Genomic DNA, 14,603 nt, shown 5'->3' with positions numbered 1-14,603 from the left:
CTTAATTTAACTCAATTTGTTATATAAATTTCCTATTGAATCCACATAGATTAGTAATATAATTTATAAGGTTTTAAATCATTAAAGTGGGAAATAATTTTTATCTCCAATTCATATAATTCTTCAATCTTTTAAAGATTGTAAGTAAGCAGTCAAATCGGCCAATTCCTCAGTTGACATATTGTCGTCCAATCCTTCTGGCATAATTGACAAATGGCTTGTTGTACGGCTTTTTATTTCGCCGATGGGCAACTTTAGAGGTTCTGCACCAATTCTCCTGATAACTATTTCTCCATTTTTAGTCTCCATCTGACCGCTATAAACTTGCCCATCCTTTGTTTCAATTGTCCCTACCTGGAACCCCGTCTTCAGGACCTTGTTGGGTTCCAGAATGGATTCTATCAGATATTGTGGTTGGGAAGCGACTCCTATATTGGAAAGGTTCGGACCTAAGAGTGATTCCCCCCCACCTGAGCGTACTGAGTGGCATGTAGAACATTCGTTGGAGAAACTCCATCTGCCCCTTTGGGAAGAAGCTCCTTTTAACTCGGATATAATCAACTTCGCAAACTCATCCTTTTTGGAAGGACGGGGAGTAAAAAGGGGGAGTAATTCCTTATTCACCTCGGAAATTTCCGATTGACGGAAGGTGTACCATATCTCTTCGGCAAGAAGTGGACTTCGTGGTGCGATAGACAAAGCAGTAGGCCAAATCGCTTCCATAAATACTCGCCTTCGTTTTCGTTCACGCAGAGAGCGTAAAGCAGCCATTATAGTGGCTTGTGAACCGTCCTTTAACCAGGATACCCATATTTCTGGAGCGCCAATATCTTCAAATAATCCTAAGGAATGAAGTGCCTCAAAATGTATGTTTGACCAGTCCTTTTCTTTACGTAAAATATTCAAAAGTTCCTGTTTTATTTCAGGAGTTTGAAAAGCCTTATTATCAATATTGCGTAAAGCTGCTTCCTTCACAAGGGAATCACCATCACTCAAACAGTACAAGAAATACTCTAAAACTGGTTTTTTTAGCGTCTTTGGGGGGTGCTCTTCCAGCCAATTCAATACCATAAGCTGATTTTCTTGCCCAATGGAATGGCCCTTCCCATCCTCGATCTGGGCTACCATTTTCTCTGCCTCATTCTGATTGTCCAAGGTGAAATCCCAATTCTTAATATTTAAAGCCAAATCATTATTTTCGTTACGTGCGGTTTCGGCAGCAATTGATGCCACCCTTCTTAATTCGGGATCGGATGAATTGCGTAGTTTGGTCAAAGTAGCCAAATCACCGTGCCTGCCAAGTTCAAAACCAATTTGATAACGCAACCTTTTATCGTTTGTGATTTCTAATGCTCCGAGCAAACCCTGGCGAATTTTATCCTGTGAATTTAGGGCCAGTGCTGCTTCTATGCGAACTTCCCCATCGGGATCCTTGATTAACGGCTCAGCGAGCGAGGCGAGTTTATCAACACTAATTAGCTTTGATAACATATCTTTATCACCATTATATTTATTAAAATATATACCCCCCAAAGGTAGCCCCGAAAACTGACGGAGTTGGCGTATGCCAAGGGATCTGATTCTGGGATCAGGGTGGTTTAAAGCAATGGCCAATGTTTGGGCGGCACCATCCGAATCGATAGAGGTCAATGTCCAAATAGCATTGGCTGCCGCAAAGGCATTTTCACTCTCTAAAACATTACCAAGAGATTTCAATGCGCTATTACCTAGGTGAACAAGCATACTTTTAGCGCGTTCCCGAACGGCTTGATTAGGATTTCCCAACAAACCGCAAAGCTCCGCGGAATCCATCTGACTTAATTGATCAACTTGAATAATATTTTCCGATTTCGATTGCTTTTTCCCAGTATAACTGATTTTAAAAACTCGCCCGATAAGATTGCTATCATCATCACGTGAATGCCAATCAGCAAGATAAAGTCCTCCATCCGGTGCCATAACCATGGAAACAGGTCTGAACAAGGTGTCCTGGGATGTAAGAAATGGTTTGTCAGATTTTTCAAGTTCATTTTTAAAAAAACTAGTGGATTTTTTGTCCTTATGATTCCGAGGAACAACCCCAATACTTCGATTAGTAGGGGAAGCACCGTGACTTCCCCAGTTACCAATAAAAATACTTCCCCAAAAATTATCGGGAAACATTGAACCATAGTAATGAAGGGCAATAGTATTTGCGCCCTGGGACATTTCAAATACGGGAGGAGCTAGCCTAGTCTTTCCAGCAAGCCAATCATAAGATACATCGCGGGAATGGTATCCATAATCCATTCCAGGGATAACATCAACATAAATGTTCGGGCTACCCTCCCCGTTGGAAATGGCCCAAAGATGACCCCAAGGATCAATATCGAAGGCAAAGGGTGCACGAAAACCTTGTACAATTACTTCTAGACCGGACCCATCTAGATTGCAACGAACGAATCCACCACTCTGTCCACGTAATTGCACTTTTCGTCCATCCGATCCTGTCAACGAAACTGGCTTGCTATCAGGGTGATCGGCAATTGCAAGCCAAAGCTTGGCATCCGGACCGACGATAACCCGGTACATTCCGAACGGATTCCATGGTTCAGCTGCATCCTTTACAAGGAGCTGACGATTGCTAAGCTGCCCATCAGTACCAATATCCATTACGAACAGTTCGTTCAAACACGTTGCATATAATTTACCTTCATGGAAATAAAGACCCATTACTGGATTGGCAAACCCTTCCGCCACCAACACTGTACGGATCACATTCCCAGTAGAGTCAATATCGATACGTTTGATGGGATTGAGTACCTTCTTCGATGGTGCCCCCTCTATTCCATAGCGATAGGTTGATGATTCCGAAACGTAAATAGAGCCACTGTCATTTACGGCCATTGTCATTGGGTTTATTATATCCGGTTCAGAAGCAATTAATTGTATAACAAAATCATCAATCAAATCAAACTGATTTTCAATTACTGTGCTTTTTAAATCGGCATCAAGATCGGGTTCATCTTTATGCCGTTGGACAATCCAGATAATAAAAATTATCCCAATAATTCCCAATAACGAAAGGTAAATTTTCGAAGATCTCTTCATCAAAACAATAATTTATTTAGATCTTTTCTTGACTGGAAGCGATTACCTTTCTTAACCAAGCAGTACTGTCGCCTATATTCTGGGGAGTACCAAGGGTTTCAATTGAGAACACACCATCCCATTTTGTTTCTGTTAAATAGTTTATACAAGCCGCAATGTTGTCTGCATTCGCCCCTTGACCAATCGAAACTTCGGAAAGGGCGATGCCCGTTTCTTCTCCCCGACTTGATTCGGCCATAGCCTGTGGCACATCCTTACAATGAACGTGACGCAACCATGGGCGAATTGTCTTTAGGTATGTCAAAGGATCGTGCCCGGCGATAAAAACGTTCGCAGTATCGAAATTTACTCCGAGCCAAGGTGAATCAAATTCCTCCAAAATTTGTACCATGAGTTCCAAATTGTTTGTGAACGGACCATGAGGTTCTATATTTATCCCAACACCATAACTCTCAGCACGCTCAAGCACCAAACGGAGATTCAAACGCCATTGTTCAATTGTTTGTTTATCGCTCCAGCCTTTCGGTTTTGTTGCCCCATCTGTAGTATCCACGAACGGACACCCAATCAAATGGGCCATGCGGATTGCCTTCCATAAATAGGGAACACCATATACTGCACCCTTGGGACCAGTCAAGGGATAACCACCGTCTATCTGGGAAACCTGAATGTTCCGTTTGTCAAGACTTCGCTTAAGCTCCATCTCGTCGATGTCCATTGGCAAAGCTGGATCGTAACCCAGACCTTGAATAAAATTCTGTTCATCGATAAGACCAAACTCTAGATAATTTAGTTTGTTTTCTATTGCTGATGCAACCGCCTGTTCAAACGGACCGCTTAAAGTGCGCCAGTTGTCCGTATGCATGCCTAGTTGGTTTCCCTTTCCTACGGGAACAATATTTTTTGGTGAATCAGTTGTGGATAAGGTTTTTGTTTTCATAATTCTTATTTTTTAATTGTCAATAATATTTATGTCCTATAAAAACTACTTATGGATTATGTTTTCGTTAAGAATTAGAATTAAGGGTTATATTCTAAAATATTTTGAAAATCTCCTTGTCTAAAATTGAACATTAAAAAATATTTATTTTTAATTTAAAGAACGTCAATTAAGAATATTACTTTTCTACCCTTAAGAAGTCATTGTCGAGGAAGCCCCAGCCCTCTTGAGATTCTCACAGCACCGTATGCGATCGTCTCCTATCCTTATAGGCTCCTTTTATTTAATATACTAAATAATGACCTCTCAAGTGATTTATATAATTTCCGCCCATAACATACTGTATGCCCAATCAAATATTAACACTAGATTAAAAACAAGTTTAGATTATAGAGTTTTCAATTATCGATTGAACTTACGATACGTTCCATTTCATTGCGAAGCTGCCCTACTGTAATTCCATATCTAGTATCTTTTGCCAGATTAATCCACTCGTTAGGATCCTTTACATGATCGTATAATTCTTCTTCCCCATCGTTACAAAGTGTATATCTATAACGATCAGAAACCACAGAAAAATTGGGGGCTTGACCTTGGTCTTTAACACCCATTAAAGCCACAGATGAATTCCAATTAGGAGAATTGGGGTTCATAAGCAATGGAGATAAAGAACGTCCATTTAATGGTAGATTACTCTTTCCCTTATTAGGATTAATAGGTATTTGACATAAATCCACTAACGTGGGATAAATATCGATTAGCGAAATCGGTTTGTTACAGATAAAACCCTTCCCTTTATTCTGTGGAATCGAAACAAAAAATGGCACCCTTGTAGACTCATTCCATAAATGCCATTTTTGAATTACATTCTTTTCACCAACATGATATCCATGGTCGGAAGTCATAACCACAATAGTATTGTCCCAATATCCATTAGCATCCATCGATTCCATAAGTTTTCCCAATTGATCATCTGCAAAAGCGACACTCGCAAGATAGGCTTGGACCCATTCCTTCCAATCTTTTTCTCCACCAGCTTTTAATAGTACATCAAACTTAATATAGCCCCATTGCCATCTATCCCTTAATACTTTTGCACAATCATCCAAATCATTCTTTTTATAAGGAGGCAGAGTTATCTTGTCTATCGGGAACATTTCAAAATACTTTTTTGGCACGTATAACGGGGTATGGGGACGAATGTATCCTACAGTAAGAAAAAAAGGTTTGCTGTGTTTTTGGTTCAATATATTGATCGCCCAATCTGTCGATTCTTCATCAGGCATTTTTTCTCGATTACTATCACTCACATATTTAAATGTACTAAGTTCTTCTTCAGGAAGTCTTTGATTAAACCAACCACTGGCACCAGGAATATTTTTATCAACCTCCCAGATGGGAAGGCTTGATAAGGGGGCATAATTAAGATCACGGTGCATAACCTCAGGCATGTAGGGTATCCACTTTTTGTACTGTGAAGGTTTTGGGCAATAGAAGGCATCTCCCTTGCCTTTCCAAGGCCAAGGCCCATAATCCGGCTCTTTACCATATTCCGTATAAAAATCACCCCCCGATCCCTCGTGCAGAATTTTCCCCACACCATAAACATCATATCCATTGTTGCGAAAATGCAGAGGTAAGGAAACGCTATTGGCTAGAATCATATTTTTTTGCCACTCCCCAAACGACCAAAGCCCTGTTACCTGAGGAGAAAGACCTGATAAAATGCTCGCTCGAGATGCTCCGCATACAGGGACAACAGCATGGGCATTCGTAAAATTAGTGCTCCGCCCACGAAGTCTATCCATATTGGGTGTAATTGACCTTGGATGCCCCTCTGGATGAAGTATCCAATCATTAAGATCATCATAAATTACAACTAGCACATTTGATTTTTCTTGTTTTTGCGCATTTATCTCCAAGGAGCAACATATATAAAAACCAAGAAAAAAAATACCTGAAATTTTTATTTTTTGTATCATTAGTGTAATATTAAAAAATTAGATTATCGATGATAAATAGGTTTTTAACTATGCCACTTTTGTCACTTAAATATTTTTGAATCGAATAAAGCCCAAACCATACATATATCCTGTAACCAAATCTGTTTTTGTCTTCTTGCTACATGAACTGGACTAATCTTCAATTCAAAAAGAGCCCTGCTATTAATTCAATACCCCGGATTTTGTTCTATTTTGTTATTCAAAACCTCATTATTTGGTATTGGATTTATCAATTTATACTCGATCACATCAAATGAATCGGGGTATAGCCATGGTTTTGCTGCTTTTTCACGGATTCCATGACTTGTCATTGTCTCTATTGCCTTTCCTGTCCTTTTTAAATCGTACCAGCGTTGGTTTTCAAAGCAAAATTCGACTTGACGTTCTTTAGCAATAAGTTCACTTAAGCCTGCCTTGTTAAAATCAACTAAATCATTCGTTAAACCCGCTCTCTGTCGAACTTGGTATACATATGGAATAGCAGCACCCGTCAATCCTTGCTCATTTAATGCTTCTGCATACATTAATAAAACATCAGAATATCTGATGATCGGGAAATTATCCCCAGAACGATTATCCGGAGCGGAAATGGGGGGCTTAAATTTTGCGCAATATGGCAAAGTCCTTACAACTCCATCCCAATCCTTTCCAGTCCAAAACCCAATGGAAACATTTTTTCTTTTATCATTTGGCTCAAAAGCATTGATCAAATCTTCAGTTGGCTGATTGTATCCTCCACTCCCAGCAATATTAATATTAGGACGCAAAGTGACTTCCCCCCTAGAAGTATGCGGAGCAAACCAAAAAATAAATTTATTTGAAAGTGCAGCACTGTTCTCCGAATATTGAACAGAGAAAATAGTTTCATTGTAATCTTTATTGGCTGGATTATATAAATCGGCATAATTAGTAAGTAAATTATATTTACCCGAATCGATTACTCTTTTTAAAACAGTACTGGCCTCAGTAAACTTATGCGTTGTTAGATACACTTTGCCTAACAAAGCATTGGCCGCGCTTAAGTTTGCACGGCCATTTTCTTCGACCTCCTGCGCATTAGAAAAATGCGCAACAGCATCTACTAAATCTGAAATAATCTGTGCATACACTTTATCTGGGGCGGATCTCTTAATATTAACTGTTTCTTCTTGAGGTATGATAGGTTCGGTTACAATAGGCAGATCACCAAATTGACGGACTAGGTTAAAATAGTATAATGCTCTCAAAAATAATGCTTCACCGGTAGATCTTTCTTTATAAGAAACCTCATCCCAAGTTAATTCAGTATTATTTATTTCAAATAGCAATTTATTACAACGAGTAATCCCAGAATAAGATAATTCCCAAAAATCCGAATAAGTTGTATAGTTCGATGCAGGTAAAAACATATCAATTGCCTCTCTTCCTGTAGAAGCACTGCCAGTGGTATTGTTAAATTGATAACTAGTATTATCAGAAATCATTTCTGCCAAAAGCCAATGAAAAGTTTTTTCGTAATCTCTTAAGGGAACATAACAACCATTCGCTAATTGGATAAATTCATCCTGAGATTTGTAGAATTTTCCTTCACTTAGTGAAGTTTCTGGATAGAGTTCCAAAAAATCATCGGTGCATGATGCACAAACCATAACAGATAATAATACATAAAATATATTTTTCATATCAAAATAAATAAAAATGTTAAATTCTTTGTTTTAAAGGATATATGACATCATTAAAATGATAAATCGACACCAAATGAGATTGTTCTCACCATAGGATATGAGCTCATGTCATATCCAGGAGCTAGAACGGTACTTCTACTTACTGCTTGAGCTTGCGGATTAGCTCCAGTATAATTCGTAAACATTGCTAAATTCTGAGCGGTAAGATTCAATCTACAACCGCGAAAAAGTCCATTTTTTTTCATAATTTGAGTAGGAAGCCTATAAGCCAAACTGAGATTTGAAATTCTTAAAAAACTAGAATCTTCTACCCATAAATCTGTCATTCGATGAACATAAGTTGGTCCCTTGATGACAATTCCAGAAATTTTACCATCCCCAGGGTCTTCAGCACTGCGCCAACGGTTGTCGAATTCCTCAGTTATATTAAATAAACCTGCAGTTAAATTCGTAGTCTGTCTTAAGCCATTTACAACTTCCCCTCCATACTGGCCATCCATTGTTATACTAATATCAAAATTATTAAAAGAAAAATTGTTTGTAAATCCAAAAATGAAATCCGGATATGGATTACCAATTGAAGTATAGTCCAATACATTGGTAATTATACCATCTCCATCTAAATCCTTATATTTAGGGCTTCCCACTTCAGCTGTAGGATATTTTGGCACATCAGGATTTTGTAGATCTTCAGCTGTATATAATCTATCAAAAACAAATCCAAAGAATTGCGCAATGGGCTGACCAGCCTCTGTTATATGTGTAGGATTACCATCATTAGCACCAGATAATATTCGATCCCCTTGATCATTTATTTTAATTACTTCATTTTGATTAAAGGCGATGTTTAAATTTACATCCCAATTCATCCATCCCTCTAAAGGAGTTCCGCCAATAGCAAATTCAAATCCGGTATTTCTAACATTACCTTTATTTACAATTTGTGAGGTAAAACCAGAAATTGCTGGAAGAACATCATTCAACAGCATTTGTGAACTTGTTCGATTGTAGTAATCAGCGACCAAGGATAACCTATTTCCAAAAAGATCGAGATCAAGTCCAACATCGTACTGTTTTGATTCCTCCCAAGTTAAGAATTGATTATCTAATCCAACATTAGAAGCTGTAACCTGCGTTTTATCAAAAACGTAAAATCCAGAATTGATGGAAGCCAAATGCTGATAATTTCCTATATTGTTATTCCCACTTAACCCATATGAGGCACGCAATTTCAAGTTATCAATAACCTTACTTTCCCTTAAAAACTGCTCTTCGGAAATTCGCCATGATAAAGCCGTTGACGGAAAAGAACCAAATCGTCTTTTCTCTCCAAAACGAGAAGATCCATCTGATCTATAGGTGGCAGTCAAGAAATATTTGTTATCATAGGAATAATTTAGTCTTCCCAAGTAAGAAATTAGACTCCATTCATTAAATCCCTCGTTCCAAGAACGAATCTCTTCGGCAGCATTAATTGTTTGAATTAAATCACTGGAATAAGGACCAGCATTTACAGTAATATCATCTGCTTTGCTTTTTTGTGCTGTATATCCTATCAATGCATTAATTCGATGTTTATCAATAGATTTTTCATAGGTTAAAATATTTTCACTCAACCAATTAAAACTATTTCCTCTATTACTAATTGAACGACCATCTCCAGAAGGACGGCTATTTGCACCGCCAACTGTGCCTGGTACATATTGAAAATATTTTGATGAGCTATAATTAGTGTTTATTGAAGTTTTCACCTTCAAATCAGGAATTATTTCCAATTCAACAAATGCAATTCCCAGATTTTGAAATTGGTCCACATCTTGAATAGTTTCTCTTAAAATATGTAAGGGATTTCCAAAACTCCAAGCAGAAATAAGATTATTGTGAGGGGATTCAATATAGGGTATCAGTTCTCCCTCTCCATCATAAGGTGACATAACAGGATTGGCCCAAGTAGCTATCCCAAGTACATCGTTTCTACTCGAATTTGTATCTGTTCTTTGTTGCTGGATAACTGTGGGTAACAAAGAAGCTCCTATTTTTAAAGACTTACCTATATTAGTCTCTAATGTAAGTTTTCCAGTATATCTTTTTAGTCCTGTATAACGCACTGCACCCTCCTGGTTGTAGTATCCCATATTAAAACTAAATCGTGAATTTTCTAGCCCTCTATTGATACTAATATTTAAATCCTGAGTTAAAGCTGTTTGCAACACCAAATCATACCAATCGGTGCCATCCCCATTAAGATTTTCTGGCAGATACTCCTTTGGATAATCATCTATGGTAGGTTCTCTGTTTTGCAATTCTCTAACCCTCAAACCGATTACTTCTCTCTGAAGATCTGCAAATTGTTGTTGATTCATCATCTGTGGTCTGCCTTTTTGAGGAACACTTTGTATACTGGTGGTTGAGGAAACATTCATTTCAGTACGATTATTATAACTTCCTTTTTTAGTTGTAATCATTATTACCCCATTGGCACCCCGAGAACCGTAAATTGCTGTAGAAGAAGCATCCTTTAAAATGCTTATAGATTCAATATCATTGGGATTTATAAATATTAAAGGATTTAATTTTTGATCCATCTCCGTAGAGTAGGGCATCCCATCTATTACATATAGAGGCTCATTCCCTGCACCAATGGATCCTGTCCCACGGATTTTTACTGAAGTCCCCCCTCCTGGAGCACCTGATAGTTGTTGTATCTGTACTCCTGCTGCTTGACCAATTAATTTTTGATCTATACTTGAAACAGGCATATCTTGTAAATTGGCAACATTAACCGTCGAAATGGCCCCTGTAAGATCTGATTTTTTTTGACTACCATAACCAACCACTATAATTTCATCCAAAGCGGCGGCACTTTCGGTCAGAGAAATATAGATGTTTGTTTGTCCATTTACATTAACTTCTTTAGAAGCATAACCAATATAAGACACCACCAATATGGTGTTTTCAGCTGTTACATCTAGAGAGAATTCTCCATCAAAATTAGCAGTCACCCCATTGGTAGTGCCTTTTTCTATAATATTGGCTCCAGGGAGTGGAACACCCTGATCATCGGTTACGATACCGGATACCGAAAATCTCTGGTTCATAATATTCAAGATACCAGATTGGTCCTGATCTTTGCCGACTATTAAATCAATCGATTCTCTCAGAAAAATTTCCTTATGAATTACCTTGAAGGTAGTTCCTGTGTTTTGAAAGACCCTGTTCAAAATTGAGGCAACTGTTACTTTATCGCCCTTGACACTAACCTTTCGATCCAGATAGACTTCATTAGTTTTATAAACAAATTGGAAATTTGTCTTGCTTTCAATTTCATCTATCAACCTTGTCACAGTTACATTTTTAAGATCCAATGTAATCCTAGTAGAATGTGAATAGGAATTGTTTGCATGCATAACAAGCAAAGCAGAAAACATAAATAATGCACTAAGCCTTATTCTTAAACTAACTTTATAAGAAAGGTCAGTTTTTATTCTTTGAAATATTTTTTTTTTCATAATTCTAAAATGTTTGTTTACGGTTGTTATTTTTTTACGATCAATTGGTACAATCAGGAAATAAATCAAGATTCTAACGATAGTCCATCCTTATTTTTATTTTAGCCAAAATAGTGAACGTTCACCATGTCCCAAATGTAACTGTTTTTTCCTTTCATGCAAATTTATTTTTTGCATTTTTCGCAATAACAAATAATTCTTACTGCTGAATATGAAAAAAAAGCCTTTATAATTAAGTATATATCAAAAAATGCGGGGGTGTCCACCCGGCCCGTAGATAAAGTGCTCAACAATCGGGGAGGCGTATCCCTAGCAACACGTAATCGAACCCTCAAGGCCATTGAAGATTTGGATACATACCGAATATACTGGCCGGTCGGTTGAAATCGGCCAAAAAGTATACCATTGCCGTGCTTATGCCTGAAGCTACCAATGATATCTATTATTGGAAAGAACATTTAAGGCGGATTCAGGATATAACGGTTGACCTATTTCCTTTTGAATCTGAGTTTGATATTTTTCATTTTAAACAATATGATGAAGATTCTTTTTTGCAGAAGTCCTCATTTTATTTTTTCTAATTTTAAGCCATAAGCAGATAGGATTTAAAATTATTGGCCAATTGATTGATGTTTTATTATGATTGCTGCAAAATTTGATATCCACATGATTATATCACAATGTTATCATAAAATATTTACAGTAACAATACATAAAATGATTATCAGTACCACATTATGATATATGGTTTATTAAACACATATCCTTTTAATTTCAAAAACATTTACTGATTAATACCGTCAATATTTAGATATTGTATAAAATAATTTGAATAATCAATGAGCACTAAAAAAGGGTAAGGCTATAAAAGTACAGGCAGAAAAGATAATTGTTAAGTCACTGTGGTCGCAAAATATTTCTTTAAAAGCGTAAAGTTAAAATAAGTCCTAAACATATATACAAGCACACGTCCCGATTGGAATTATCCGAGCTGCAATGGATAGAAACGAGAATAGTCAGAAAAAAAAATATTCTTATTTAGACACTTTCAGGAGTAGCTATGTTTTCTAAAATATATTGGATTTAAAATGCTTCTGATTATAATTTGGGAGCATTTTTTATGTTCGATATCGCCTTTTTCTATGATATGTGTTGAAGCTTGCTTTTTTGATATTGTTCGGGGCCAGGTATTCCTGTACTATCATTTTTTGTTTTTGATTTATGCTACTTGTTATAGTGCTTTGGCCATTGGTCTTCCGATATCGAAGGCATTTGCTGTATGGATGCCGAAGAATATCCACAAGGTTTCGGTTGCCTTGGTCCTGGCCTTAACCTTTTTAGGTGGTAGTGCTCTTTTTCCTTGCCAAAACTTCCTTCCGAGCGCGTGGCCCTTTCCTAGGTGATCATAGCAGCCATTTGTTTGCGCTGTCCTTCATGTTTGCCGGCCCTCCCTTGCGCTTGAAATCGGCCCTTATACCGTATTTGGTGGCATAAATAGCATCTGCCCCTTCTAATCTGGTTATCTTCTGGTCAGGCGTTGAGTCTTAAAATGGTATCTTGAAAACGGTTGCCTTCCTGAAAGGCGTTGAAATTTAAATGTTCTATGAAGCTGATATCATCTATTTGAAACTTGTTGACTTTGGACCCGAATTTCACAGGTTAAATTTCTTTACCGCGAACGATAGGTCGCAGATAGTTCTTGCCGACAGTTACGATACGTCCTTTTGGTTTTTCACCTGTATTGAAGAATTGATGCTATTGGGTATATATTTTCTTGATCGTTGCTCTTCGCCGATGATATTTTCCGGGCATTTGAAGTTTATAGTCTTTTTCTAACTTCCTAAGTTCACCATCAATTTTATCAAGCAACAGTAGAAGACTTCTGTCGAGCCTTCTACACTTCGATTTTATCTTACGCCGCATCTTGCTATAGGATATGTTACGTCTTTGCCATTTCAAATATTTGGTGCCGGGAGTTTTTATACCCAAAACCTTACAAATGGCCTTTAGTTGACGGTAGCTCCACTCAACGGATTCCCATAAAAGCTTCTCGTTGGTCGGGTAACGGACTTCCCTCTCATAACATGTAGTATCCATCACTCTACTGTGGTGGCCTGAAATGTGGGCCGACCAAGAATCGAACAGGGTCTGCTGTACTTTATCCACGTCGAGGTTTTTGGCAAGCTCGCAGCGGATCTCGCTAACAATATTATAATTGGTAAGACGGTCATTGCCCAAATTGGACTTACTATATTTAACCGGACATAGAGTTAAGAGCGTTTTAGTTATTAAAATTAACTTTGAAAAATGTAAAGAGAAATTACACTGCAGAGTTTAAGGAAAAAGCTGTAGAACTTAGTTACGCACGTGGTAACGTTGTCGAGATTTGCAGGGAACTGGATATCCCTACATCTGTCTTGAGCCGTTGGCACAGGGAATCGAATGCTTATGGCAGGAACAGTTTTCCAGGCAAGGGAAACCCGAAACTTACTGACGAGCAACGTGAGATCGCTGATCTAATGAAAAGGTTAAGGGATGCCGAACTGGAACGTGATATCCTAAAAAAGGCGATAGCCATCCCCGCCTGGACCGGACGGGCAGGTTCTCCTAAAGCGGCTGGAAAAATATAGATTCATAAAACACCATAAATTTAAATTTCCAGTCGGGAAGATGTGCAAAACCTTCAGGGTAAGTAAAAGTGGATATTATGTTTGGTTGGACAGGAAACCATCCAAAAGATGGACGGAAAACCAAGTCATCACCTCTGCTGTACATGATATTTTCAAGGATAGTTTTGGGAGCTACGGTGCTCCAAGGATCAAAGCGGAGCTCTCAAAAAGGGGATATTGCATCTCAAGACCCAGGGTAGCCAGGATAATGAATGTAAATGATCTGTTTGCTAAAAGAAAACGGAAATTTAAAACTACCACCTATAGTGAACACAACTATCCGATAACTCCCAATATATTGAACCAGGACTTTAGCGTTTCCAGATCAAATCAAGTCTGAATATCGGAGATAACTTATATAAGGACCGGACAAAGGATCAAGAACAAAACTTGGGTCTGAAGTGAATAATTTATTTCTTTGCACTTTAAATTTAAGGGATGGTCAATGTGCCAAACTTTGGGTACTGGTGACACCATCGTCCCTGCCTGGAATATGGCAGCTAGATCGAACAACATTACAAAAGAACTTATATTTCATTCGGATAGAGGTTCACAGTACGCAAGTTCCTGTTTTACCGATATCCTTAAAACCTGAATTCGACGTAAGAAAGTAAGGTTTTTACAATAGAAATAGCGGAAAATTAGGTATATTTAAGTATCTGAAATTCAAATATTTAACCAACTTTCCGCTTATGATTTCCAAGGATAAAATTACTGAAATTTTCTGT

Annotated in this window: 9 protein-coding genes; 3 read left to right on the top strand and 6 right to left on the bottom strand. The window is 37.8% G+C overall.

The window, feature by feature from the left end; all coding sequences use genetic code 11:
• Positions 1-123 precede the first annotated feature (123 nt).
• The 5 genes from MWU78_RS21735 to MWU78_RS21715 form a co-directional block, all read right to left on the bottom strand.
• On the bottom strand, positions 124-3,090 hold the full coding sequence (locus tag MWU78_RS21735) for a HEAT repeat domain-containing protein (RefSeq protein ID WP_247001825.1): 2,967 nt from the start codon (positions 3,088-3,090) through the stop codon (positions 124-126).
• A 16-nt stretch (positions 3,091-3,106) separates the two neighbouring features.
• Positions 3,107-4,030: a sugar phosphate isomerase/epimerase family protein gene (locus MWU78_RS21730; protein WP_247001823.1), complete on the bottom strand. Its 924-nt coding sequence runs from the start codon at positions 4,028-4,030 to the stop codon at positions 3,107-3,109.
• Positions 4,031-4,428: 398 nt separating this feature from the next.
• Positions 4,429-6,012, bottom strand: coding sequence for a sulfatase (locus tag MWU78_RS21725; protein ID WP_247001821.1), 1,584 nt, complete (start codon positions 6,010-6,012; stop codon positions 4,429-4,431).
• Positions 6,013-6,200: 188 nt separating this feature from the next.
• Positions 6,201-7,694, bottom strand: a complete 1,494-nt coding sequence (locus MWU78_RS21720; protein ID WP_247001819.1) for a RagB/SusD family nutrient uptake outer membrane protein — start codon at positions 7,692-7,694, stop codon at positions 6,201-6,203.
• 53 nt (positions 7,695-7,747) lie between these two features.
• A complete protein-coding gene (locus MWU78_RS21715; protein WP_247001817.1) occupies positions 7,748-11,206 on the bottom strand; it encodes a TonB-dependent receptor in 3,459 nt (1,152 codons plus the stop codon).
• Positions 11,207-11,586: 380 nt separating this feature from the next.
• On the opposite strand from MWU78_RS21715, the gene MWU78_RS21710 reads away from it, so the two are divergent.
• Positions 11,587-11,787 (top strand): hypothetical protein, encoded by a 201-nt coding sequence (locus MWU78_RS21710; protein WP_247001815.1) that lies wholly within the window; start codon positions 11,587-11,589, stop codon positions 11,785-11,787.
• Between the two features lie 1,174 nt (positions 11,788-12,961).
• On the opposite strand, the gene MWU78_RS21705 is transcribed toward MWU78_RS21710, so the two are convergent.
• Positions 12,962-13,372 (bottom strand): hypothetical protein, encoded by a 411-nt coding sequence (locus MWU78_RS21705; protein ID WP_247001813.1) that lies wholly within the window; start codon positions 13,370-13,372, stop codon positions 12,962-12,964.
• Between the two features lie 134 nt (positions 13,373-13,506).
• Here MWU78_RS21705 and MWU78_RS21700 point away from each other — a divergent pair, with 134 nt between their 5' ends.
• The gene (locus tag MWU78_RS21700; RefSeq protein WP_247001811.1) at positions 13,507-13,836 is read left to right on the top strand and encodes a transposase; all 330 of its coding nucleotides are present in this window, start codon (positions 13,507-13,509) and stop codon (positions 13,834-13,836) included.
• Between the two features lie 40 nt (positions 13,837-13,876).
• Positions 13,877-14,215, top strand: coding sequence for an IS3 family transposase (locus MWU78_RS21695; RefSeq protein ID WP_247001809.1), 339 nt, complete (start codon positions 13,877-13,879; stop codon positions 14,213-14,215).
• Positions 14,216-14,603: the final 388 nt, after the last annotated feature.

The organism is Arenibacter sp. F26102, from assembly GCF_023015865.1.
Classification (GTDB): domain Bacteria; phylum Bacteroidota; class Bacteroidia; order Flavobacteriales; family Flavobacteriaceae; genus Arenibacter.
This window is presented reverse-complemented; position numbering and strand designations above follow the sequence as displayed.

Coding starts and splice junctions, on each gene's coding strand:
- MWU78_RS21730 (WP_247001823.1), bottom strand. CDS start 4,030: ATGAAAACAAAAACCTTATCCACAACTGATTCACCAAAAAATATTGTT.
- MWU78_RS21725 (WP_247001821.1), bottom strand. CDS start 6,012: ATGATACAAAAAATAAAAATTTCAGGTATTTTTTTTCTTGGTTTTTAT.
- MWU78_RS21720 (WP_247001819.1), bottom strand. CDS start 7,694: ATGAAAAATATATTTTATGTATTATTATCTGTTATGGTTTGTGCATCA.
- MWU78_RS21735 (WP_247001825.1), bottom strand. CDS start 3,090: ATGAAGAGATCTTCGAAAATTTACCTTTCGTTATTGGGAATTATTGGG.
- MWU78_RS21715 (WP_247001817.1), bottom strand. CDS start 11,206: ATGAAAAAAAAAATATTTCAAAGAATAAAAACTGACCTTTCTTATAAA.
- MWU78_RS21695 (WP_247001809.1), top strand. CDS start 13,877: ATGTGCAAAACCTTCAGGGTAAGTAAAAGTGGATATTATGTTTGGTTG.